The sequence below is a fragment of the Sabulicella glaciei genome (genome assembly GCF_026183895.1).
In the GTDB taxonomy this organism is placed as follows: domain Bacteria; phylum Pseudomonadota; class Alphaproteobacteria; order Acetobacterales; family Acetobacteraceae; genus Roseococcus; species Roseococcus glaciei.
Map to the genome: position 1 here is coordinate 1 of NZ_JAPFQI010000036.1, position 20,274 is coordinate 20,274.

Genomic DNA, 20,274 nt, shown 5'->3' on the forward strand with positions numbered 1-20,274 from the left:
ACCAGGGAATGGCCGTCGGGCGTCGCGCGCGCCGCCTGACCCCACGCGACGTTGCCCCCGGCACCGGGCCGGTTCTCGATCACCACCGGCTGGCCGAGCCGCGGCCCGAGCCTTTCGGCGATCAGGCGCGCCGTGACGTCGGTGCTGCCGCCGGGCTCGGAAGGAACAACAAGACGCAGCGGACGCTCCGGAGCCCAGGTGCCAGGGTCCGCAGCGGGCTGCGCTTGGGCAGGCACTCCGAGGAGCAAGATGCAACATGCCAGCGCCAGCAGGCGCAACGTGGCTACTCGTGAGCGGATCTTGGGCATCCATGGCCTCCTTTGCGTTGCGTTTCCTTACCACCGGCATACGCGGTCAGGGGGCCGGGCGGATGTTCTGGTTCAGGCGGAAGAAGTTGCCCGGGTCGAATTTCGCCTTGAGCCGGGCCAGGCGCGCGTGGTTCGCTCCGTACGCCGCCCGGACGCGCTCCTCGCCCTCCTCGCCCAGGTTGTTGACGTAGACACCGCCGGTGGCGAAGGGCCGCAGCGCCTCAAAGACACCACGGCCCCAGGCGAGATTGCGGCCGTCCTCAGCAGGGTCATCCCAGACCGCGATCGGAACGCAATCGTAGGCGGCGTCGCGATGGGCATAGGCCGTTTCTCCCGCTCCCACGCGCGCGACAGCGCCCCCGATTTGCTGCAGCACGATCACGGTTGGGGGCGCCGGAATGACGGCGGCCTGCCCGAGCAGCGCCTCGATGGCGCCGTCCGCGATCTCGCGCAGCAGCTGGGACTTCCAGTAGAAGCGCCGCCCGCGCGCAAACAGGTCGTCGAGGCCGGTCTGCAGCGCGGTGTAGGCGGTCGGACCGACCGTGTCCTGGGCTGGCGGGCCAAACTCTCGGAGCGGCCGGAGCACTCGCTCCCCATCCTCGACCGGCCCAATGTGGCAGCAGGCAATGCCGAGCATCAGCCCGTCGGGCGTCGCCATGAGCACCGCGTCCGCGCTCACCTCGTCTGGGGCAGTGCAATTGAAGTCGCGATAGAACCGGAGCGCCTCGCGCGCCCGGCCGAATGGGTGCAGCAGCAGCCCACCTTGGACGATCGGCCCGACCGGGTGCAGGCGGTACTCGAAGGCGGTGACGATGCCCAGATTACCGCCCCCGCCGCGCAGTCCCCAGAACAGGTCCGGGTTTTCCGCCGCGCTCGCCCGGACGATACGCCCGTCAGCGAGCACCACCTCGGCCGAGAGCAGATTGTCGCAGGTCAGCCCGTGCTTGCGGACCATGCGGCCAATGCCGCCCCCTAGGGTCAGGCCCGCGATGCCCGTGTGGCCTACCACACCCGATGGCACCGCCAGGCCGTGGGCCTGCGTGGCCGTGTCCAGTTCCATCAGCAGCACGCCCGGCCCCGCCACAGCGGTGCGCGCCTCCGGGTCGACATGGATCGCGCATGGGGGACAGGTCGATCATGATACCGCCGTCGCAGGAGGAGTTGCCGGCGATGCTGTGCCCGCCGCCGCGGACGGCGACCGGCAGGCCGGTCGTGCGGGCGAAGTCCACGGCGGCGACCACGTCCTGGGTCTCCGTGCAGCGGAGTATGGCAGCGGGCCGCCGGTCCACCATGCCGTTCCACAGCCTGCGGGTCTCGCCGTAGTCGGGGTCGTCGGGCAGCACGACCCCGCCTCCGAGCCTCGTGCGAAGGTCGCCGAGGCCGTCCAGCCCGGGGCGGCACATCGCTACGCCCTCCCTACCAACCGCCTGGCCACCAATGCTCATTCCCGCCTCCCGACGCGAGGACCGGCCGAACCCTCAAGCCTCGACCGGCTTCTCGAATGAGATGCTCTGAGCTTCGGGAGATCCTAAGCAAACGCCAATTTTTCAACTGCTGCATGACCTGAATTCAGCTATCCTTGCTAGCATGCGGAGGACACTGCCGCCGCTGACCGCCTTGCGCGCCTTCGAGGCCGCTGCCCGCCACATGAGTTTCCAGACGGCGGCGGCCGAACTTGCCGTGACTCCGACCGCGATCAGCCACCAGATCCGGGAACTGGAGGAGGCGTGCGGCCAACCTTTGTTTCGCCGGCGCCCGCGGCCGCTGGTCCTCACGGACGCAGGACACCGCCTTTTCCCGGTGGTGCGCGACGGCCTCGACGCATTCGCCGACGCGGTGGCGGCGATCCAGGCGACGAAGCCGGCGAAGGAGGACCTTCGCCCGCTGCGGGTCACCGCCACCAACGCCTTTACCCACCTTTGGCTGGTGCCCCGCCTGTCGCTATGGCGGGCGGCCCAACCCGTGCTGCCGCTGGAGGTGATTGGCACCGATGCCGCCCTGGACCTGCGGCCGGGTGGCGAGGCGGACGTGGCGATCCGCTACACCCGCGCCCCACCACCTGGGCTCGCCGCTCGCGAGATCCTGCGTGACCGCTTCTGGCCTGTGGCCAGCCCAGCCCTGCTGGCCCATGGAACGCCGATCACGCACCCGGCCGACCTCCTGCAGCACACGCTCATCCATGCCGAATGGGCCCCGGACCCAAGCGCGCCCACCTGGGAGCGGTGGCTGTCGACGGCACGGCACAACGATCCAGATGTGCCGGACCTCGGGGCTACGAGGGGGCTCCACTTCCGGGAGGAACTTCACGCGATCAGGGCGGCGATCGCAGGTCAGGGCGTGGCGATCTGCAGCGACGTGCTCGTGGCGCGTGACCTGAAGGCAGGGCTGCTTGTGGTGGCGCATGACCTCCCGCTGGCGGGCTATGGGTTCTACGTCGTCCACGCACGTGACCACCCGCGCTTGGCGGCGATCGAGGCCTTCGTGGCCTGGGTGCGCACCGCAACTACGGACACCGACCAAGGCGCTGCAGCGTGATGCGGGATCAAGCCCACGAGGTGAGGCTGCGCCGCTCCAGACTGGGCTACAACTCCGATACCTTCGCAAGGCCCAACTGACCCCGCGATGCCCGGCCGTTGTCGCCAAGTTACCAGCCTTTGCGCAGCCTGTCCGACCTCCGGCGCAGCTACTCCACCACCCTGACCAACACCAACGAACTCAGGAAGAGCAAGGTCGCGGCCGCCGTGATCGTCGGACTGATCTGCTCGCCCATGCCATCGAATATTTGAAGGGGCAGTGTCCGGAGCTGTGGCCCGGCCAGGAACAGCGTCACAACAACCTGATCAAAGGAGGTGGCGAAGGCGAAGGTGACCCCTGACACAACCCCCGGTAGGATGAGCAGAAGGGTCAAGCGCCGGAATGCCTGCCAGGGCGTCGCCCTGAGACTCAGTGCCCCACGAAGGAGGCCGCGGTCGAAACCGCTCAACGTGGCCGACAGCGTGATCACCACGAAGGACGCCCCAAGCAGCGCGTGCGCGGCCACTAAGCCAGCATAGGTGCCCGTAAGCCTGACCGAGGCTAAGAGCGCGTAGAGGTTGCTGCCGATCGCGACCACCGGAACCACCGCCGGAAGAAGGAACAGCGCGCTCAGCGCCTGGCGGGGCCTCCTCCCACCCGGTCGGTCCCCAAGGAGGCCGCGGTGCCCAACATCTTGGCGATCGCCGTTGCGGCCACACCGATCTGCAGTCTGTTCCACAGCACGGGCAGCTGCCTCGGCCGGCCCCGATGCAAGAGGGATGCGAACCAGTCCAGCTACTCCAGTCTCATTCCCGCTGCCTGAGCTACAGCAGCCCAGCGCGGCAGATCTGTGCGGATCCGCGCGGCGAAGTCCGCCGGACCCAGGAAGGTCGTGACCGAGGCCTGCGTCCGCAGCTTCTCCTGGAAGGCCGTGTTCTTCGAGACCATTTCGAGGTCGCGGCCCATGCGCTGAATCAGCGCGGCCGGCGTGCCGGCGGGCGCCAGCAGTCCGTACCACACGCCGGAGTCGGGCGCCTCGAAGCCCAGCTCCGCCATGGTCGGCACATTCGGCAGATCCGGGGCACGGTCCGGCCCGAAGACGACCAACGGCTTGATCTGGCCGCCGCGATAGGCGCCGATCGCCCCGACCAGCGTCTGCATGAACAAGGGCACGCGCCCAGCCAGCACGTCCTGCATCGCAGGCGCCGTGCCGCGATACGGGATGTGCATCAAGGTGATGCCGGTCGCGCGCTGCAGCGTCTCGCCGCCGAAATGTCCGTTCCCGCCATTCCCAGTAGTGGCAAAACCCAGTTCGCCCGGCCTCGCCTTTGCCGCGGCCACGGCATCCGCCAGCGTGTTGAAGGGCTGCGAAGCGCCGGTCCACAGCACGTTGGGCGAGGTTGCGATCATACCAACGGGCGCGAAGCTGTCCGCGGCGTGATACGGCAGGTTGGTGTAGATGGCCGGGTTCATGACGTGGTTGTTGGCGGCGCAGAGAAGCGTGTAGCCATCTGGCGCCGCCTTCGCCACCATGTCGGTGGCCAGCGTCGCATTCGCGCCGGCGCGGTTCTCGATCACGACGGGCCGACCCCAGGCCGCCTCCAGCTCTGTTGCTACGAGGCGCGCCACCAGATCCGTCGGCCCTCCTGGCGGGAAGCCCACCACCATGCGGACCGGCCGATCGGGCCAATTCTGCGCACGCGCGCTTCGAGCTGCAGCCACAAGGACGGCGGAAAGGCCAAGCAGTGGCCGGCGCCCAAGACCGGGCGAGTGTTTGTTGGACATCTCCTTGGCTCCTCCCTCGTTGTTCTCTTCCTTCATGAGCGCTGGCTGTTGACCTCGGATGCGCTACGCCTCGATGAGCACGTACTCGCCTTCTACGGTGACAGCGAAGGTCGTGGCCGCTGGCGGAGCTTGGAGGAGTTCCGCGCCGGGTGCGACGCTAGCAGGGAAGGTCCGCACCTTCATCCGCCGCGGGTCGCAACGCGACTTGCCGGTCCGGATGTCGAACTCCCACGCATGCCAAGGGCAGCGGATGATCTCGCCACGCCGCGAGTAGTGGTACTCGCCGGGCCCGGAGGATTCGACGAGCCCGGTCTGGGTTCCTGCGCAGAGGCTGCCGCCCTTGTGCGGGCAGCGGTCCAGCAAGGCGAAGAACTCACCATCCAGGTTGAAGACGACAACAGGACGTCCGGCCACCTCGACCAGCTTCCGCCCCCCCAACGGGATCTCCTTGGTGGTCGCAACGACATGCCTGGCCATCTCAGCCCAGCCTGTAGAGCGCGCGCGCATTGCCTGAGAGGATGGCCTGCCTTCGTTCAGGTCCAAGCGAGGCCGGAAGGGCGAAGCGCGGGTCGTCGAAATCCCAGTGCGGATAGTCGCTGGCGAACATCAACCGGTCGGCGCCCATCCAGTCTACGACGTCCAAGAGATGCTCTGGCCGCTCCGGCTCCTCCATCGGCTGGGTCGAGATCCAGAAATGCTTCTTCAGATAGGCCGAGGGCGGCTGCCGTACATGCGGCACCTCGTCACGCATCCGCGCCCAGACGCGATCGAGCCTCCAGCCGAGGGCTGGCATCCACGCGAAGCCGGACTCGATGAGCACCACCTTCAGGTTGGGATAGCGCTCGAAGACCCCTTCCATGACGAGGCTGGTGACAAGCGATTGGCAAGAGACGGCGTGGTCCGTCATCTCCTCGATGTAGAAGGAAGGCCAGCCGCTGCTGCTTCCCGCCCAGCCGCTGTAGCCGAAGACATGGATGCCGATCGGCAGCCCGGCCTCCGCCGCGGCCTCGTAAATCGGCCAGTAGCGCCGCTTGCCGGCTGGCTCTGCGGTGCGGCTCATCATGAGCACATGGGCGTAGCGGTGATCGCCGGCCCGCCGACGGATCTCGGCCGCCGAGGCGGCCCCGTCCTCGTAGGGGACCACCACCGATGCACGCAACCTCGGCTCCGGCGTCACGAAGGTGTCGAGCTGCCAGTCATTCGTCGCGGTCGCGAGCGCGGCGCTGAGATCATCATTCTGGTCCCCCTGGCCCGTGGCGACGAGCGGGTTCATGATCCCAAAGGAAATCCCGTAGGCGTCCAGGTGCTGTGTCCGCAGGAACTCGAGATTCGTAGCGGGGAAGCCCCCATCTGGCGGCCAGGCGTCGCGGCGGGCCGCATTAGGCGCCGCCTTCGGGAAGGGCGGCGCCTTGGCGAATCCGTGGCGGGCCCGCATTCCATAGGTCTTCAGGTAGTGCCACCAATGCGCAGAAAGATAGGGTTTCAGATCCTCGATGGACCGGACTCGGGTATGGATGTCGCAATCGACGGGCCCTGCCTCCGTCGACTGCGGCATGACATGGTCCAGAGAAGGCTTCGCGGCGACGTTCATGGCGCGTCCTCATTGAGGCGTTGATAAGTCGCGAGTGGGTTGTCCACCTGGATCTTCCGCACCAGGTCGGTCGGGATGCCCGGTGGCATGTTGCGGTCCCCATCGAACTGCCAGTGCGGATAATCGGATGCGTAAAGCAGCATGTCGTCCGAACGCATGTGGTCGATGATGCGGCGGACTGTGTCGGGATCGTCGGGGGCGTCCAGCGGCTGGATCGTCAGTCGGACGTGGTCGCGCACGATCTCTAGGGGTGAGCGGTCCACCCACGGAACCTCGGGCCGCAGGCCGCGCCAGAACTTCGAAAGCCGCCAAAGGAAGCCGGGCAGCCAGGTGACGCCGGATTCCAGCAGCACGACCTTCAGTTCCGAAAACTTCGCGAAGACGCCCTCGCAGATCAGGCTCGCCACCTGCGACTGAAAGGCTTGAGACTGGCTGGCGTAATCCTCGACGTAGTAGCTCGGCCAGCCGATCGAGGTCACGGGGTGGCGATAGGCGCTGCCCGCGTGGATGCCAATCGGCAATCCATGCCGCTGCGCTGCGGCATAGACGGGCCAGAAATTCCGCCGCCCCAGCGGCATCTCGCCGCTGGCGAGAACCAGGATCTGCACGAAACGCCGATCTGAAGCGCAGCGCTCGATCTCGTCCACCGCATGCTCGACGTTCTGCAGGGGAACCACGATGGAAGCTCGCAGGCGGCTGTCCCGATCCAGCCACTCCCGTGCGATCCAGTCGTTCACGGCACGCGCGAAGGCGACCGCCATGTCCTCGTTGAAAACAAGCTGGACGCCATAGAGGCAGTTCAGGATCGCCCCCTGGCTGTCCCATCGATCCAGCACCTGCGTGCAGAGCTGCTCCACTTCGTCGGTGTGGTTCCGCCAGTCGGGCCGGGCCGTGATGGGCGCGTCGGACGGATAGCTGATCGAGTCCAAAGAATCGATCCCGCGCTCCACAAGACTGTCGCGCCAGAAGTCGCTCAGGTAAGGCGCGAGTACACGCGTGCTGGTGATGGTCGGATGAACGTCGCAGTCGATCGGGCCACGTATTTCGCTCCTCTGCACGCCCCCATGGCCTACTGTGTCAACCCCGGCCCGCGCGCTCATGGTTCCAGCACCGAGTGTGTGCTGCACTCAGCAAACCAACAGGGCTTCTTGCCCGTGTTGGACGCCTCGTCAGTTTCCCGAAGGAAAGATTTGCTGACGCTGTACCTACTTGCCGCCGCCACCTCTCGTCGGACGTAACACCCAGAGATGTTCGTCAACTCTGCCAGCAACTCGCTCCGCATCTTGTCGCTTCCCTGGCATGCTGCCGATGCATCGTAACCGAGGAGTTGACACTCGCGTCAAATTCTTCGCGGGATCGCAAAGCCGCCTCCTACCCCCGTCTTGAACGGCTCACATGCGAGGGCCGACCGGTGGCAGCGCTAGTCATTAGTAATGGTGCCGCAGCGGCCAGCCGAGCCCTTTGATCTAGAGCCCGCAAGCCGAGGCGTTCGCCCGGCCGGAGGTGGTCAACGGTGACGCCTCGCACTCGCAGATGGAACGAAATTAGAAGACACCGGAAGGTATCACAGAAGGCCCAAGGTGCCTCGTAGGACAGACGGAGCCATGCCAGCCTCCAGGCAATCACCTCGCCACGCTGATCCCCTACGCGTGAGAGCTACGCCGAAGGCCTGAGTTGCCCCGGTTCCTCAGAAGTACTCAGGGTACGCTCGGCGGATATCTTCCACTTGCGCAAAGGTGCCTGACATATGCCCTCGAAGCCGATCTTCGGCTTCGAGGGCCCTTCCACCCAGGATTGCTTCGGCCAGCGCGCAGTGCTCGGCCAAGATAGCCTCCGCCTTTCCAGGCGCTGGCAGGTGCAGGCGCCGAAGCCGGTCAAGATTGCCAGTTCGGGAGCGGACGAGGTGCCACAGTCCCTCGACTCCGCCTGCCTCGTAGAGGGCGGCGTGAAAGTCTGCGTCTGCATCGCTGAAGCCGGCCTCGTCCCCGCCTTCCAGCAGCGCCCGCTGCCTCTCCAGTTCTTTTGGAAGGATCTGGGCCAACGCTGCCCCCTCCTGCGCCAGCCGCCGCACGAGTTCGACTTCCACGGCCAAGCGAAGGAAATGCGCCTGCCGCGCCGCATCAAGGTCGATGCGGGCCACGCGCGTCGCTGACTGCGGCACGACCTCGACCAGCCCTTCCTCATGCAGTCGCAACAGCGCCTCGCGCACCGGAGTCTGGCTGAGGCCCAGCCGGGCCGCGAGTTCAGCGCGTGCGAGGGTCGCGCCTGGGGGCAAGGCGAGGGAAAGGATGGCGCTGCGCAGTCGCCGGTAAACCAGTTCAGCGGCCGAGATCCGAGGCTCCATCGGCTCCAGGAGCTCGGGCGCAGAAATAGTTCTCGGTAGGGAGGACAAGGCTAAGGCGGAGGGATCGGACGGCATTGTGCTGGATAACGCCTTTTTTGGGCGGCTCGCCAAGATACGTGTTGACCCTACTGATATATTAGATCTAAGACACCATGACGAGCGGGAATGGTTGCGCTGCGCCAAGGATGAGGATCGGATGCCCAAGCCATCAATCTTGGTTGCTCGTCGGGTGCCGCCTGCCGTCGCTACCCGTGCGCAGGCCGAGTTCGCCGCCGTGCTGCCGGATCGCGACCTCAACGCTGCCGGCACCGCGGTGCTGGCCGTGGAGCATGGGGTCGCCGCTGTCGTGACGGGTCCACGGGTGCGCTTCGACGCCGCCAGCATCGGCGCCTTGCCCCGCACCGTGCGGATTATCGCCAACACCAGCGTCGGCCACGACCACATGGACGTCGCAGCTGCCAAGGCCCGTGGCATCGCCGTCACGAACGCGCCCGATGTGCTCACGGACTGCACGGCCGACCTTGCCATGCTGCTCATCCTCGCCGCCTGCCGACGTGCGGGGGAATATGAGCGCATCATGCGCGCCGGATGGCGGCAGGGCTTCGGCATGCCCGACAACCTCGGGCTTCGCCCAAGCGGCAAGACGCTCGGCATACTCGGCATGGGCCGGATTGGGCGTGCCGTGGCTCAGCGTGCACGCGGGTTCAGCATGCAGGTGATGTACACCAACCGCTCCCGCCTCCCTTCGGAACTGGAGGAGGGCGCGGAGTTCGTCCCCTCGCTCGAGGCGCTGCTGCCGCGCTGCGACATCCTTTCGCTTCACCTGCCCGGCACACCGGGCGCCCTGCCCATCATGACGCGCGAGACCTTTGCACAGCTGCCACGCGGCGCGGTTTTCGTGAACACCGCGCGCGGCTCGCTGGTGGACGAGGACGCGCTGATCGACGCGCTGCGCTCCGGGCACCTCTTCGCCGCTGGTCTCGACGTGTTCCGGCGCGAGCCGGATTTCGACCTGCGGCTCAACGAACTGTCGAACGTCTTTCTGACCCCCCACGTCGCCTCGGCAACGGTGGAGACGCGCGACGCTATGGGCTTCCGCGCGCTCGACAACGTCGCGGCCGTGCTCGCGGGCCATCCCGCCATTGACCCTGTCTGAGGACCCCATGATGACGCTCACTGGCGAGATGCTGATCGGCGCAACTGCGCTGCGCGGGACGGAAGCGCCCATTCGCGCCATCGAGGCCGCGACCGGGCGGCCGCTGGATCCGGCTTATGGAGGAGGCACCGCAGCGGAGATGGAGCGGGCCTGCGCCCTCGCCGCCACAGCCTTCGATATCTACCGCGAGACCACGACCAAGGCTCGGGCGGATTTCCTGGATGCCTGCGCGCAGGCAATCCTCGACCTCGGTGATGACCTCATTCTCCGCGCCATGGCCGAAAGCGGCCTTCCGCGCGGACGGCTGGAGGGCGAGCGCGGTCGCACCGTCGGCCAGTTGCGCCTCTTTGCGGCGGAGTTGCGCGACGGGGGCTGGATTGGCGCGCGGATCGATCCGGCCCAGCCCGAGCGCAAGCACATGCCGCGCTCCGACCTTCGGTTGCGTTACGTCCCGCTCGGACCGGTCGCGGTTTTCGGCGCCTCGAACTTTCCGCTCGCCTTCTCGGTCGCTGGTGGCGATACGGCCTCTGTCCTGGCCGCCGGCTGCCCGGTGGTGGTGAAGGCGCACTCCGCCCACCCTGGCACCTCGGAGCTGGTGGGCCGCGCGATCCGTTCAGCCGTCGCGTCCTGCGGCCTGCCCGAGGGCGTGTTCTCCATGCTCTTCGGCTCCGGGCAGGTGGTCGGCCAGGGTCTCGTGTCGCACCCGCATATCAAGGCCGTGGGCTTCACCGGCTCCCGCGCCGGCGGGACAGCACTGATGCGCACCGCGGCCGCACGGCTTGAGACCATTCCGGTCTACGCCGAGATGAGCAGCATCAACCCAGTGTTCCTGCTGCCCCGAGCCCTCGCAGCGCGCGCCGAAGCGATGGCGAAGGGTTTCATCGGCTCGCTGACCCTGGGCGCCGGGCAGTTCTGCACCAACCCCGGCCTCGTGCTGGCCTTGGATGGCCCCGACCTCGATCGCTTCCTCGGCGCCGCGGCCGAGGCGCTTTCCGGCGCACCGGCGCAGACCATGCTGACACCCGCGATCCTTCGGGCCTACCAGCAGGGCGTCGCGCATCTCGCCAGCAACAACCGCGTCCGCAAGGTGGCGTCCGGCCTGCTCGCCACGGCCGGGACGGAGGGGGAGGCTGCGCTCTTCGAGACGAGCGCAGCGCATTTCTTCGACGACCCAAGCCTCGCCGAGGAAGTTTTTGGCGCCGCTTCGCTCGTCCTCCGCTGTCCCGACGTGGCGACCATGGCCGCCTCGCGGAACGGCTGGAAGGCCAACTCACCGCGACGATCCAGATGGATGAGGGCGATGTGGAAGCCGCGCGCCAGCTGGTGCCCGTGCTGGAACGGCGGGTCGGGCGGATCCTGGTGAACGGCTATCCGACTGGCGTCGAGGTGGGCCATGCCATGGTCCACGGCGGCCCCTACCCCGCCACCTCGGACGGGCGCTCGACCTCCGTCGGCACGCTTGCCATTGCGCGCTTCCTGCGGCCGGTCTGCTACCAGGACATGCCCGAGGCTTTGCTTCCCGAAGCACTGCGCGACGGCAACCCCCTCGGCCTCATGCGGCGCCTGGACGGTGTCGTGGGCCGGCATTGAGCACAGGATCCAGCATGACAAATTCGCCGCTTCCGCGCACCCGCACGCCGGAAAGCCTGCGGAGCACACGCTGGTTCGGCCCCGCCGACCTCCGTTCATTTGGCCATCGCTCGCGCGCGATGCAGATGGGCTGGGCCGAGGAGGATTGGGCCGGCAAGCCGGTCATTGGCATCCTAAATACTTGGTCTGACATCAATCCCTGCCACCAGCACTTCCGCGCCCGGGTCGAGGACGTGAAGCGCGGCGTGCTGCAGGCCGGCGGCCTTCCACTCGAGCTGCCCGCGTTGGCGCTGCCCGAGAACTTCATGAAGCCGACCACCATGCTTTACCGGAATATGCTGGCGATGGAGGCGGAAGAGCAGATCCGCAGCCTGCCCGTGGACGGTGTCGTGCTGATGGGTGGTTGCGACAAGACCGGCCCAGGGCTGCTGCTTGGCGCATTGTCGGCCGGCGTGCCCACGATCTTCCTGCCCGCCGGTCCCATGCTGCGCGGCAACTGGAACGGCAAGATCCTCGGCTCCGGATCCGATAGTTGGAAGTACTGGGACGAACTCCGTGCTGGTCGCATCACGCAGGAGGACTGGACCGGCGTGGAGCAGGGCATTGCCCCCAGCCACGGCACCTGCATGACCATGGGCACGGCCAGCACCATGACCGCGATCATCGAGGCGCTGGGCTTCAGCTTGCCTGGCTTCTCCTCGGTCCCCGCGCCGGACTCCAACCACCCCCGGCTTTCTGCGGCAACTGGCCGGCGCGTCGTAGAGATGGTGTGGGAGGATTTGGTCCCCTCACGCATCGCCACGCGCGCCGCCTGCCGCAACGCGGTCGCCGTCGCCATGGCGATGGGTTGCTCCACCAATGCCCTGATCCACCTGATCGCGCTCGCGCGCCGCGCCGGCCACGCCGAATTCGGCCTTGATGATTTCGAGGCGCTGAGCCGCGAGGTGCCGGTCATCGCCAATGTCCGCCCCTCGGGCAGCACCTACCTGATGGAGGACTTCTACTACGCCGGAGGCATCCGCGCGCTGATGGCGCGGATGGGGCACCATCTCGACACGGGCACGCTGACCTGCACGGGCCGTAGCCTGGGCGAGAATGTCGCTGGCGCGTCCGTGTCCAATGACGACGTCATCCGGCCGCTGGACAACCCAATCTACGCCGAGGGCGCTTTGGCGGTGCTGAAGGGCAACCTCGCGCCCGATGGCTGCGTCATCAAGCCCTCGGCCATGGACCCGCGCTTCCTGCGTCATGCCGGCCCTGCGCTGGTCTTCGATGACTACCCCTCGATGAAGCAGGCGGTGGAAGACGAGAATCTGGCCATCACGCCGGACCACGTCCTGGTGCTGCGCAACGCTGGCCCGCAAGGCGGGCCGGGAATGCCGGAATGGGGCATGCTGCCCATGCCTAAGGCTCTCCTGAAGCAGGGTCACCGGGACATGCTCCGTCTGTCAGATGCTCGCATGTCCGGCACGAGCTATGGCGCCTGCGTCCTCCACGTCTCCCCCGAAAGCTATGTGGGCGGTCCGCTGGCGCTGCTGCGAACGGGCGACATCGTGGAGGTCGACGTGCCTGCCCGCAGCATCAACATGCGTGTGGAGCAGGAGGAGTTGGCGCGCCGCCAGAAGGCCTGGGCTCCTCCGCCGCCACGTTTCGGGCGCGGCTACGGCTGGATGTTCAGCCGCCACATCCGGCAGGCCCACGAAGGCTGTGACTTCGACTTCCTGAAGACCGAGTTCGGTTCGCCCGTCGACGAACCCGCCATCTACTGAGCCCAAGAGGAGGCACGCCCAATGGCCCTGAACCAAGAGACCCGCGACAAGTTGCGCCAGGTGAGCACCGCGACGCTTGCCACCGCCCTCTACAAGCGCGGCTTCCGCACCCAGTTCATCCAGGACGTGACGCCGCTGCGTCCGCTGGCCGAAAGCATGGTGGGCGAGGCCTTCACACTGCGTTACATGCCAGCCCGCGAGGACCTTAATCGGCTTGAGGTATTCCGCGATCGCGCTCACCCGCAACGCAAAGCGGTGGAGGAATGCCCGCCCGGCGCGGTGATGGTGATGGACAGCCGCAAGGATCCCCGCGCGGCTTCGGCCGGCTCCATCCTCGTCACGCGCCTCCAGGTCCGTGGGGTCGCGGGCGTGGTGACCGATGGCGGCTTCCGGGATGCTCTGGAGATCGGCGGTCTCAACATCCCCGCCTTTCACAGCCGTCCCTCGGCACCGACCAATCTGACGTTGCACCAAGCGATCGACATCAACGTGCCGATCGGCTGCGGCGACGCGCCGGTTTTCCCGGGCGACGTCATCGTCGGGGACAACGACGGCGTGATTGTCATCCCAGCGCACCTCGCCGACGAGATTGCGGAGGAAGCGACGGAGATGACGGCTTATGAGGATTTTGTCACGGAGCGGGTGCAGGGCGGCCAGTCCATCCTGGGCCTCTACCCCATGACCGACGAATCAAATCAGCCGCTTTTCAAGGAATGGCGCGCAAAGAAGCGCCGCTGAAGGAGGAGGAAATGTCCATGAAGCGCCGCACTCTTCTCGCTGGGGCTCCGTTGCTCACCTCGGCACTGATCGGAGCCGCCGAGGCCCAAGAGGCTTGGCCATCGCGCCCGGTCACCATCATCGTGCCCTTCACTCCCGGGGGCTCGTCCGACATCATTGCCCGCGCCATGGCGCAGAACATGCAGCAGGCGCTGGGCCGGCCGGTGGTGGTGGAGAATCGGCCCGGTGCGGGTGGCGAGATCGGGGCCCGCACGGTCATCCGCGCGGCACCCGACGGCCACACGCTGATGCATGCGCCGATCAGCACCTGGGCCATCAACGTGCCGCTACGTCCGCGCCTCGGCTACGATCCGGTGACGCAGCTCACCCGCATCATGCAGACGGTGCGCACGCCCAACGTGCTGGTGGTGAATCCGCAGCGCATCCAGGCGGACGATCTGGCTGGCGTCGTGGAATGGGCCAAGCGGACCCGGGGTGCCGCCTATTCCAGTAGCGGCAACGGCTCCTCCGATCACCTGACCGCCGAGATGTTCAAGCAGGCGGTGGGCGCGGACATCACCCACGTGCCATTCAGTGGGGGCTCGCCGGCGACGACGGCGCTGCTCTCGGGAGATGTGCAGCTCTCTTTTCAGAACCTTGGCTCCATCACGCCGCAGATCGCGGCGGGACGCGTCAAGCCGATCCTCGTCACCTCCGAGCAGCGCAGCCCGCTGCTGCCCAACGTGCCGACTGCTGCCGAGGCGGGGCTGAACGACTTCGTCGTTTATTCCTGGCAGGGACTCGGCGGCCCCGCAGGGATCGAGGGTCCGCTGCTGCAGCGCATCCACGCCGCGGCCGCCGCGTCCCTGCGCCAGAGCGAAACCGCCGCGCGCTTCGCCGAGATGGGCTTCGAGGTGGTGGCAAGCTCGCCCGAGGAGTTCGCGCCCTTCCAGGAAGGCGAGATTGCACGATGGCGCCGCGTGATCCAGGCCGGCGGAATCACAGTCGACTAACAACATTTGCGCTGTGCTCCATGTCGCTGGACAGGGCGACATGGAGCCGCCGTGCGCCACCAGCGTCCCCTGAAGCGATACTCTGTCCACACCGCCGGCGCCTTAGGCTGCCCTCCGGCCAGAAGCCGCAACGGCCTTGACCGATCGCACACCGCTCTTCCGTTGGCCAAGCTCGGCGATCTGCTGCAGTTCCGGCCACTCGACCTGGCAGGACAACTTGAAGCGGAGCGCGAGCCATTCCCTCTTCAGCTTCTTCAAGGCCTGCCACGGCGACCAATCCGCCGACCAGAAGCGATATCGGGTCAGCGACGTGCCAGAAGAGAGGGTTCGCTTCTCGTCCTTTGCGATCGGCATCTCCTCGACGCGACGAAGCGTCCAGGTGGTGCCGCAGTTGGCGAACATCCACTGGATGGCCTTTGGGTCGTCCGGCCCGAGCTGTAGGGTTTGCCAAGGGACCGGCACGAGACTGTGGAGATCAAACGGACAGTCGGTCCTCACACCCAAAGCGGAATGCACGAGATCAGTCCCATCTCGGATCCAGTCCCGGAACTCACGCGCTAGCATCTTCGCGCCCTCCAGCCCGACCGACCGTCGCCACCGGCCCCGAGCTGGCCTTGGTGGCCAATCTAGTCCGGGTTCATCGTGCGGTGAGTTTTCCGTACGATAAACCTTCAGCGCCGCTGCCCTACCCGGCTTTTCCCTCGAAAGCGGCGCTCCGATCGTCCGGGAGTGGCTCGTCTTCCCCCTCGATGACGTTGACTCCCGCCTCCGACAAAGCGGCCAGGGGGGCCTTGACCGTTTCGGCGGAAACGTTGGTGCACAGTAGAGCGGCGTTCACCTCAGCGACGGTGACGTGTCCTACCACCCTGCCCCTAATGATGAGCCGCTCCACCTCAGGCGTCCACGCTTCCAGCGTCATTGTGCCCCCCACTTTGCCGAAATCGTCGTCGGTTTGGTTCGGGTCAAAGGATGCTTCCACGCTGGCCTGCAGGGGCAAGGGCCCTAGCAGCCCGTGCGGCTCCCTGGGGGCCGCCTCGCCGTCTTTGGGCCCCTCCTTGAGAATGGTGATGCCGAAGTCCCTCAGTATTGCCAGGGTGTCCTCGACCAGCTCCAGAGCAGCCACGCCGCTCGGGAGCGTGGCGTTCATCTTATGAACTGTGACGTATCCCCGCTCCTTGCCGGCAACGATGAGGCGTCTGATAGCCGCCGCCTCCGCATCGAGAATCAACTCCATGCTGTTCCTCGCACCGCTCGACAGGCAACCCATGAGGTGCCTGCCCTGGCCGCGCCAACTCGGGAGATAGCTGCCGCGGCACGACAGACCAGAGCCTCTACGATAGGGAGAACACAGGAATACATCCTTGATGGAGGCCACTCCGTGAGCGACGCCTTTTCCTTTCCGATGGTCCAATGGGCAAAGAGGCTGCTGCCCGGCGGCCTGGAAGGGTATTCGCACGTGCAGGCGCTGCATGGCAGGCTGACGGCCGACCCGGCGGTGCGGAAGATCCTCGCACGCGAGAATGGTAGCTGGTCTTGAGGGTTGTGCGGGAATGACAAGCGGCATCCACCACATCACCGGCGTGACGGCCAATGTGCAGGCGAACGTCGACTTTTACGTGGGGTTTCTTGGTTTTAGGCTCGTGAAGCAGACGGGAGGCTTTGCGGACGCCGAGCAGTTGCATCTCATCTACGGAGATGGACTCGGCAGCCCCGGATCATTGCTGACATTCCTCGTCTGGGAAGCCGCAGGCCGAGGCCGAACCGGCATTGGGCAGGTCTCGGAAGTGGCGCTCGCAGTGCCGCCAGCCACCATCGGCGATTGGCTGACCAAAGCCATCGCCGCCACTATCCCCCTTGAGGGCCCTTCTCGCGAGTTCGACGAAGCGGTTCTCCGTTTGAAGGACCCGGACGGGCTGATCGTGAAGTTGGTCGGCCTGGACATGACGACGCCGGCTGCGCTTCCGGACGCCCCTACCCGGTTGCGTGGCGTCACGCTTCTCACGGACAGGCCCGTGGAGACTGCCGCCTTCGTGACCCGTTTCGGCTACAGGAACGGTGCGCGCGCCGGACACACGCGGCGGATGGTTTCCGACACCGATGTCGTGGATGTCAGGGAGGTTTCGGGCTTCCTGCCATCCGTGCCCGGCGCGGGGGTGCCCGACCATGTGGCATTCCGGGCGCAAGATGCCGACGCCGTCCGGTCCATGCGCCTTTCGCTGATGGAGCACGGGCCGACAGAGGTTCACGACCGGAAGTACTTCCTGTCGCTCTATGTCCGCGATCCGGCTGGCATCCTTCTGGAACATGCCACCGACGGACCGGGCATGACGGTCGACGAAGAGGCAGACCAGCTTGGCCGGACGTTGTTCATGCCGCCGCACGAAGCGGGACGCGCCGAAGATCTCAAAGCGATGCTGCCGCAATTCGCCTTGCCGGGCGAAGAAAGATTTCCCGCCCGGGATCTTCCGTTCATTCATCGCTTCAACAGACCGGCAGATCCGGATGGCACAACCTTGGTGCTGCTCCATGGCACAGGCGGGAATGAGGCCGATCTGATGCCGATCGCCCGCCGCATGGCACCGCGTTCGACGCTTCTTGGCGTGCGGGGCCGTGCGACGGAGGAAGGAAGCAATCGCTGGTTCCGCCGGCTTGGCGCCGTGACATTCGATCAGGCCGACATCCGCAGTGAAGCCGAAGCGTTCGCGGCTTTTGTCGAAGGTGCGGTCGCCGGCTACGGGATCGACGTAGATCGACTGATCTTCCTTGGCTACTCCAACGGAGCAAACTTCCTGGCGGCAGTGATCCAGCTTCAGCCCGGTGTCGTGCGACGCGCCATTCTGATGCGCAGCACCCAGGCACTGGAGGACTCGCCTGCGGAGGACCTGACCGGAACGGATGTGCTGCTGCTCGAAGGACGCGATGATTCCTTTGCGAGCAATGCCAGGGTACTGGCGGATGTTCTCGAAACCCGAGGCGCTCGCATCGATTTCCGAAGTCTCCCGGCCGATCACGAACTCAGCGCTTCGGACGTCGCTGAGTCAGCCGAGTGGATTGGTTGGAAGCGTTCTGCGCCCTGACGCCCGAAGGCACGGCGGCAGCACCAAGCGGCATCTTTGCCCGCCTCATGCCAGTCCGGACAATCAATCGTGTGCTCCACCAAAACAAGCGACGGAAGTTGATTGACCGAGCATGCCCCGCGGCCGCCCTCCCGACGCCCGGGGGCGGCGCTGCCCCGACCGTGCAGCGACCGCACTCCGACGCCGCAGCTTCGGCGAGGCCGTGCCCCATTGCTTCGCCCCCCATGGGAGGCCGGGGCCCGTCCGCGCCATCAGCACGTGGGATGGGGCCGCACAGCAACGGTTCAGCCGGCGCCGGGCCCCCGCGCGAGCTTCCAGTGCGGCCACGTCACGTAGGCCGTCAAGGCGCCCTGCTCCTTCGCGCGGATGCCCACCGCTTCGCCCTTGGGCATGTGGACGATGTCGCCAGGGCCCGCCGTTTTCTCCTCGCCCTGCGCGGTGATGACGAGCTGTCCTTCCAGGACGATCATCACATCGTCGACCGCCATGGTCTCCTCTAGACCCTGGTTTGCCTCGTAACGCCCGTATCCGATGCTGATGGGCGCTCCGTGACGCTGATCGACCAGGTCGGAGGCGAAGACGCCTTCGGGCTGCCCCGGGGAGCGTTCATACGAGGCATCGGCGGGGGACAGAACTCGGACCTTCATCGGTGTTCTCCTTGCGGCGTGGTGATGGTTGTTGTCGCGCTCATCCCTTTCGAGCCCCTTCATCGGCCCCGGGATGGGCTTCCGGTGCGGGATCAGGCGGCCTGCGGAATGCGCGCAATGACCTTGATCTCGAAGTCGAAGCCGGCGAGCCAGGTCACGCCGACCGCCGTCCAATTCGGATAAGGCGGGGCGCCGATCGCGCCATCCCGGACCCGCATGACGGCGTCCAGCTGCGAGGCGGGGTCGGTGTGAAAGGTCGTGACATCGACGACGTCGGCGAAGGAGCAGCCAGCGGCGGCGAGCACCCCCGCCAGGTTGTCGAAGGCCAGCTGGACCTGCCGTTCGAAGTCTGGCTCGGGCGTGCCGTCCTGCCGGCTTCCAACCTGGCCGGACACGAACAGGAGATCGCCAGAGCGGATCGCGGCGGAATAGCGGTGCTTCTCGTAGAGCGCGTGCCTGTGGGCGGGGGTTATGGCCTCTCGGCGGGACATCATTGGCTCCTTTTTGAGGGTGCCTGGGGGCGGCTTCCCCCGACGACTGCGAGATGGTCCTTGCGGCACTTGCAGATAATTCGCGCGTCAGACAAATTACTTGTGCAAATCATGCAAGAGAGAGCCCGCTTCCAATTTGAGCAGATCGATGCCTTCGTCGCGGTCGCCGAGCAGGGCGGCATCTCGGCGGCGGCGCGGGTGCTCAACCGCGATCCGTCCGTCGTCTCGCGGCGGCTTGATGCCCTAGAAGCCCGGCTGGGGGTCCGGTTGCTGTCCCGCACGACACGGCGTGTCACCCTGACGGAGGCCGGAGCCGCCTATCTCGCACGGGTCCGGACGATCCTCGGCGAGCTGTCGGCGGCGGACTCCGAAGCCGCCGAGGGCGCCGACGCACCTCGCGGGCTCCTCAGGCTGAGCCTGCCGGCGACGTTCACCCGGCGCTGGATCGCCCCGTGGCTGCCGGCCTTCCTGGCCGCGTATCCGGAGGTCCAGCTCGAACTCCTGCACAGCGACCGCTTCGTGGATCTCGTCGCGGAGGGCTTCGATGCGGCCGTGCGCATCGGCGAGCTGTCGGACAGCAGTCTCGTGGTGAGACGCTTGGCCCCGGTCGAAACAATCCTTTGCGCATCGCCGGATTATCTCGCTCGTCGAGGACTGCCGGCTTCGCCTGAAGAGCTGGAGCAGCACGAGTGCCTTCGCTTCCCGAAGGACAGGTTCCGGCAGGGCTGGAAGCTGCGGAACGACGCCCGCCAGGTGACCCAGCGTGTTTCGGGTTCCCTGGTGTCCGACGAAGGCGAGGGCTTGCTTGTGGCCTGCGTGGCAGGTGCGGGCATCCTGCCCGCCTCCGACTGGGAGGTGGGGCAGGAACTCGCCGACGGCCAGCTGGTCCGCGTGCTTCCGGGCTGGCGCTTTGATGTCGAGGGCGCCGTGCATGTGGTGCTGCCCCCGGGGCGACTCGTGCCAGCCAAGACAAGGGCTTTTGTCGAGTGGCTGGCGAGGGACTTCGCCCCACTTCCCCCCTGGCTTCGCTGCAGCCTGCAAGTCTAGGGGCTTCGGCTTCCGCCTTGCCGTGGTCACGGCCCGAAGGACTAGGCGCCGCGGTCGTGGACCGACCCAGACAGGGTACGAGCCCGAATGAACAGATTCTGCTCTAGCTGTTTGGTCCCGGCATTTGGTGGTGCGGATTTGCGGTGAAACGCTGCGGCTCCTCGGCCCATGCTTTGCAGATGGCTTGATAGGGCGTGAGGCCGCGTAGGGTCTTCAAGCGACGGG

22 protein-coding genes and 2 pseudogenes are annotated in these 20,274 nt (G+C 66.7%); 10 read left to right on the top strand and 14 right to left on the bottom strand.

Annotated features, from left to right (window positions below):
• The 3 genes and pseudogenes from OF850_RS22630 to OF850_RS23835 form a co-directional block, all read right to left on the bottom strand.
• Nucleotides 1–308, bottom strand: a 308-nt coding sequence (locus OF850_RS22630; RefSeq protein ID WP_301592613.1) for a Bug family tripartite tricarboxylate transporter substrate binding protein, incomplete at its 3' end; no start/stop codon positions are given.
• Between the two features lie 46 nt (nucleotides 309–354).
• Complete coding sequence (locus OF850_RS23830) at nucleotides 355–1,422, bottom strand: FAD-binding oxidoreductase (RefSeq protein ID WP_301592637.1); 1,068 nt, start codon at nucleotides 1,420–1,422, stop codon at nucleotides 355–357.
• Nucleotides 1,423–1,435: 13 nt separating this feature from the next.
• Nucleotides 1,436–1,753, bottom strand: a pseudogene (locus OF850_RS23835) (FAD-binding oxidoreductase); the annotation flags it as partial.
• Nucleotides 1,754–1,895: 142 nt separating this feature from the next.
• Here OF850_RS23835 and OF850_RS22640 point away from each other — a divergent pair.
• Complete coding sequence (locus tag OF850_RS22640; protein WP_301592614.1) at nucleotides 1,896–2,843, top strand: LysR substrate-binding domain-containing protein; 948 nt, start codon at nucleotides 1,896–1,898, stop codon at nucleotides 2,841–2,843.
• A gap of 148 nt (nucleotides 2,844–2,991) precedes the next feature.
• On the opposite strand, the gene OF850_RS22645 is transcribed toward OF850_RS22640, so the two are convergent.
• The 6 genes from OF850_RS22645 to OF850_RS22670 all read right to left on the bottom strand — a co-directional run bounded on the left by OF850_RS22645 (nucleotide 2,992) and on the right by OF850_RS22670 (nucleotide 8,617).
• Nucleotides 2,992–3,561: an ABC transporter permease gene (locus tag OF850_RS22645; protein ID WP_301592616.1), complete on the bottom strand. Its 570-nt coding sequence runs from the start codon at nucleotides 3,559–3,561 to the stop codon at nucleotides 2,992–2,994.
• A 56-nt stretch (nucleotides 3,562–3,617) separates the two neighbouring features.
• A complete protein-coding gene (locus OF850_RS22650; protein WP_301592618.1) occupies nucleotides 3,618–4,451 on the bottom strand; it encodes a tripartite tricarboxylate transporter substrate-binding protein in 834 nt (277 codons plus the stop codon).
• Nucleotides 4,452–4,670: 219 nt separating this feature from the next.
• Nucleotides 4,671–5,084 carry a Rieske (2Fe-2S) protein gene (locus tag OF850_RS22655; RefSeq protein ID WP_301592621.1) on the bottom strand — a complete coding sequence of 138 codons (414 nt, stop codon included), beginning with the start codon at nucleotides 5,082–5,084 and terminating at the stop codon, nucleotides 4,671–4,673.
• Between the two features lies 1 nt (nucleotide 5,085).
• On the bottom strand, nucleotides 5,086–6,198 hold the full coding sequence (locus tag OF850_RS22660) for an amidohydrolase family protein (protein WP_301592622.1): 1,113 nt from the start codon (nucleotides 6,196–6,198) through the stop codon (nucleotides 5,086–5,088).
• Nucleotides 6,195–7,298, bottom strand: coding sequence for an amidohydrolase family protein (locus OF850_RS22665; protein WP_301592623.1), 1,104 nt, complete (start codon nucleotides 7,296–7,298; stop codon nucleotides 6,195–6,197). Before OF850_RS22665 ends, OF850_RS22660 begins: the two co-directional genes overlap by 4 nt.
• 587 nt (nucleotides 7,299–7,885) lie before the next feature.
• Nucleotides 7,886–8,617: a GntR family transcriptional regulator gene (locus OF850_RS22670; RefSeq protein ID WP_302474574.1), complete on the bottom strand. Its 732-nt coding sequence runs from the start codon at nucleotides 8,615–8,617 to the stop codon at nucleotides 7,886–7,888.
• A gap of 121 nt (nucleotides 8,618–8,738) precedes the next feature.
• Here OF850_RS22670 and OF850_RS22675 point away from each other — a divergent pair, with 121 nt between their 5' ends.
• Genes OF850_RS22675 through OF850_RS22695 form a run of 6 tightly spaced genes read left to right on the top strand, consistent with a single transcriptional unit; the run spans nucleotide 8,739 to nucleotide 14,787 of the window.
• Complete coding sequence (locus OF850_RS22675) at nucleotides 8,739–9,698, top strand: 2-hydroxyacid dehydrogenase (protein WP_301592641.1); 960 nt, start codon at nucleotides 8,739–8,741, stop codon at nucleotides 9,696–9,698.
• A 7-nt stretch (nucleotides 9,699–9,705) separates the two neighbouring features.
• Entirely contained in the window at nucleotides 9,706–11,061 is a 1,356-nt protein-coding gene (locus OF850_RS22680; RefSeq protein WP_456314658.1) for an aldehyde dehydrogenase (NADP(+)), read from the top strand.
• Nucleotides 11,001–11,288: a hypothetical protein gene (locus OF850_RS23900; RefSeq protein WP_456314660.1), complete on the top strand. Its 288-nt coding sequence runs from the start codon at nucleotides 11,001–11,003 to the stop codon at nucleotides 11,286–11,288. The genes OF850_RS22680 and OF850_RS23900 overlap by 61 nt, the downstream gene beginning before the upstream one ends.
• Nucleotides 11,289–11,302: 14 nt before the next feature.
• Nucleotides 11,303–13,057: an L-arabinonate dehydratase gene (gene araD, locus OF850_RS22685; RefSeq protein ID WP_301592624.1), complete on the top strand. Its 1,755-nt coding sequence runs from the start codon at nucleotides 11,303–11,305 to the stop codon at nucleotides 13,055–13,057.
• Between the two features lie 21 nt (nucleotides 13,058–13,078).
• Nucleotides 13,079–13,795: a ribonuclease activity regulator RraA gene (locus OF850_RS22690; protein WP_301592625.1), complete on the top strand. Its 717-nt coding sequence runs from the start codon at nucleotides 13,079–13,081 to the stop codon at nucleotides 13,793–13,795.
• Between the two features lie 17 nt (nucleotides 13,796–13,812).
• The gene (locus OF850_RS22695; RefSeq protein WP_301592626.1) at nucleotides 13,813–14,787 is read left to right on the top strand and encodes a Bug family tripartite tricarboxylate transporter substrate binding protein; all 975 of its coding nucleotides are present in this window, start codon (nucleotides 13,813–13,815) and stop codon (nucleotides 14,785–14,787) included.
• A 102-nt stretch (nucleotides 14,788–14,889) separates the two neighbouring features.
• On the opposite strand, the gene OF850_RS22700 is transcribed toward OF850_RS22695, so the two are convergent.
• The gene (locus OF850_RS22700; protein WP_301592627.1) at nucleotides 14,890–15,189 is read right to left on the bottom strand and encodes a hypothetical protein; all 300 of its coding nucleotides are present in this window, start codon (nucleotides 15,187–15,189) and stop codon (nucleotides 14,890–14,892) included.
• A 283-nt stretch (nucleotides 15,190–15,472) separates the two neighbouring features.
• Nucleotides 15,473–16,021 carry an RNA polymerase sigma factor region1.1 domain-containing protein gene (locus OF850_RS22705; protein ID WP_301592628.1) on the bottom strand — a complete coding sequence of 183 codons (549 nt, stop codon included), beginning with the start codon at nucleotides 16,019–16,021 and terminating at the stop codon, nucleotides 15,473–15,475.
• 144 nt (nucleotides 16,022–16,165) lie between these two features.
• Here OF850_RS22705 and OF850_RS22710 point away from each other — a divergent pair, with 144 nt between their 5' ends.
• Nucleotides 16,166–16,324 (top strand): glutathione S-transferase family protein, encoded by a 159-nt coding sequence (locus OF850_RS22710; protein ID WP_301592630.1) that lies wholly within the window; start codon nucleotides 16,166–16,168, stop codon nucleotides 16,322–16,324.
• 13 nt (nucleotides 16,325–16,337) lie between these two features.
• The gene (locus OF850_RS22715) at nucleotides 16,338–17,864 is read left to right on the top strand and encodes a VOC family protein (protein WP_301592632.1); all 1,527 of its coding nucleotides are present in this window, start codon (nucleotides 16,338–16,340) and stop codon (nucleotides 17,862–17,864) included.
• 284 nt (nucleotides 17,865–18,148) lie between these two features.
• Here the strand turns inward: OF850_RS22715 and OF850_RS22720 are convergent, their stop codons facing one another.
• Together OF850_RS22720 and OF850_RS22725 are read right to left on the bottom strand one after the other, a co-directional pair.
• A complete protein-coding gene (locus tag OF850_RS22720; protein ID WP_301592633.1) occupies nucleotides 18,149–18,574 on the bottom strand; it encodes a hypothetical protein in 426 nt (141 codons plus the stop codon).
• A 29-nt stretch (nucleotides 18,575–18,603) separates the two neighbouring features.
• Nucleotides 18,604–19,005, bottom strand: a complete 402-nt coding sequence (locus OF850_RS22725) for a RidA family protein (RefSeq protein WP_456314664.1) — start codon at nucleotides 19,003–19,005, stop codon at nucleotides 18,604–18,606.
• Nucleotides 19,006–19,113: 108 nt separating this feature from the next.
• On the opposite strand from OF850_RS22725, the gene OF850_RS22730 reads away from it, so the two are divergent.
• Nucleotides 19,114–20,049, top strand: a complete 936-nt coding sequence (locus tag OF850_RS22730) for a LysR family transcriptional regulator (RefSeq protein ID WP_301592635.1) — start codon at nucleotides 19,114–19,116, stop codon at nucleotides 20,047–20,049.
• Between the two features lie 103 nt (nucleotides 20,050–20,152).
• Here the strand turns inward: OF850_RS22730 and OF850_RS22735 are convergent.
• Nucleotides 20,153–20,274, bottom strand: a pseudogene (locus OF850_RS22735) (IS481 family transposase); the annotation flags it as partial.

What these genes read in the sequence shown, in the direction of transcription:
- araD (WP_301592624.1), top strand. Translation starts at nt 11,303, where the DNA reads ATGACAAATTCGCCGCTTCCGCGCACCCGCACGCCGGAAAGCCTGCGG.
- OF850_RS22670 (WP_302474574.1), bottom strand. Translation starts at nt 8,617, where the DNA reads ATGCCGTCCGATCCCTCCGCCTTAGCCTTGTCCTCCCTACCGAGAACT.
- OF850_RS22690 (WP_301592625.1), top strand. Translation starts at nt 13,079, where the DNA reads ATGGCCCTGAACCAAGAGACCCGCGACAAGTTGCGCCAGGTGAGCACC.
- OF850_RS22715 (WP_301592632.1), top strand. Translation starts at nt 16,338, where the DNA reads ATGACAAGCGGCATCCACCACATCACCGGCGTGACGGCCAATGTGCAG.
- OF850_RS22640 (WP_301592614.1), top strand. Translation starts at nt 1,896, where the DNA reads ATGCGGAGGACACTGCCGCCGCTGACCGCCTTGCGCGCCTTCGAGGCC.
- OF850_RS22700 (WP_301592627.1), bottom strand. Translation starts at nt 15,189, where the DNA reads ATGTTCGCCAACTGCGGCACCACCTGGACGCTTCGTCGCGTCGAGGAG.
- OF850_RS22725 (WP_456314664.1), bottom strand. Translation starts at nt 19,005, where the DNA reads ATGATGTCCCGCCGAGAGGCCATAACCCCCGCCCACAGGCACGCGCTC.
- OF850_RS22730 (WP_301592635.1), top strand. Translation starts at nt 19,114, where the DNA reads ATGCAAGAGAGAGCCCGCTTCCAATTTGAGCAGATCGATGCCTTCGTC.
- OF850_RS22695 (WP_301592626.1), top strand. Translation starts at nt 13,813, where the DNA reads ATGAAGCGCCGCACTCTTCTCGCTGGGGCTCCGTTGCTCACCTCGGCA.
- OF850_RS22675 (WP_301592641.1), top strand. Translation starts at nt 8,739, where the DNA reads ATGCCCAAGCCATCAATCTTGGTTGCTCGTCGGGTGCCGCCTGCCGTC.
- OF850_RS22705 (WP_301592628.1), bottom strand. Translation starts at nt 16,021, where the DNA reads ATGGAGTTGATTCTCGATGCGGAGGCGGCGGCTATCAGACGCCTCATC.
- OF850_RS22655 (WP_301592621.1), bottom strand. Translation starts at nt 5,084, where the DNA reads ATGGCCAGGCATGTCGTTGCGACCACCAAGGAGATCCCGTTGGGGGGG.
- OF850_RS22720 (WP_301592633.1), bottom strand. Translation starts at nt 18,574, where the DNA reads ATGAAGGGGCTCGAAAGGGATGAGCGCGACAACAACCATCACCACGCC.
- OF850_RS22660 (WP_301592622.1), bottom strand. Translation starts at nt 6,198, where the DNA reads ATGAACGTCGCCGCGAAGCCTTCTCTGGACCATGTCATGCCGCAGTCG.
- OF850_RS22665 (WP_301592623.1), bottom strand. Translation starts at nt 7,298, where the DNA reads ATGAGCGCGCGGGCCGGGGTTGACACAGTAGGCCATGGGGGCGTGCAG.
- OF850_RS22680 (WP_456314658.1), top strand. Translation starts at nt 9,706, where the DNA reads ATGATGACGCTCACTGGCGAGATGCTGATCGGCGCAACTGCGCTGCGC.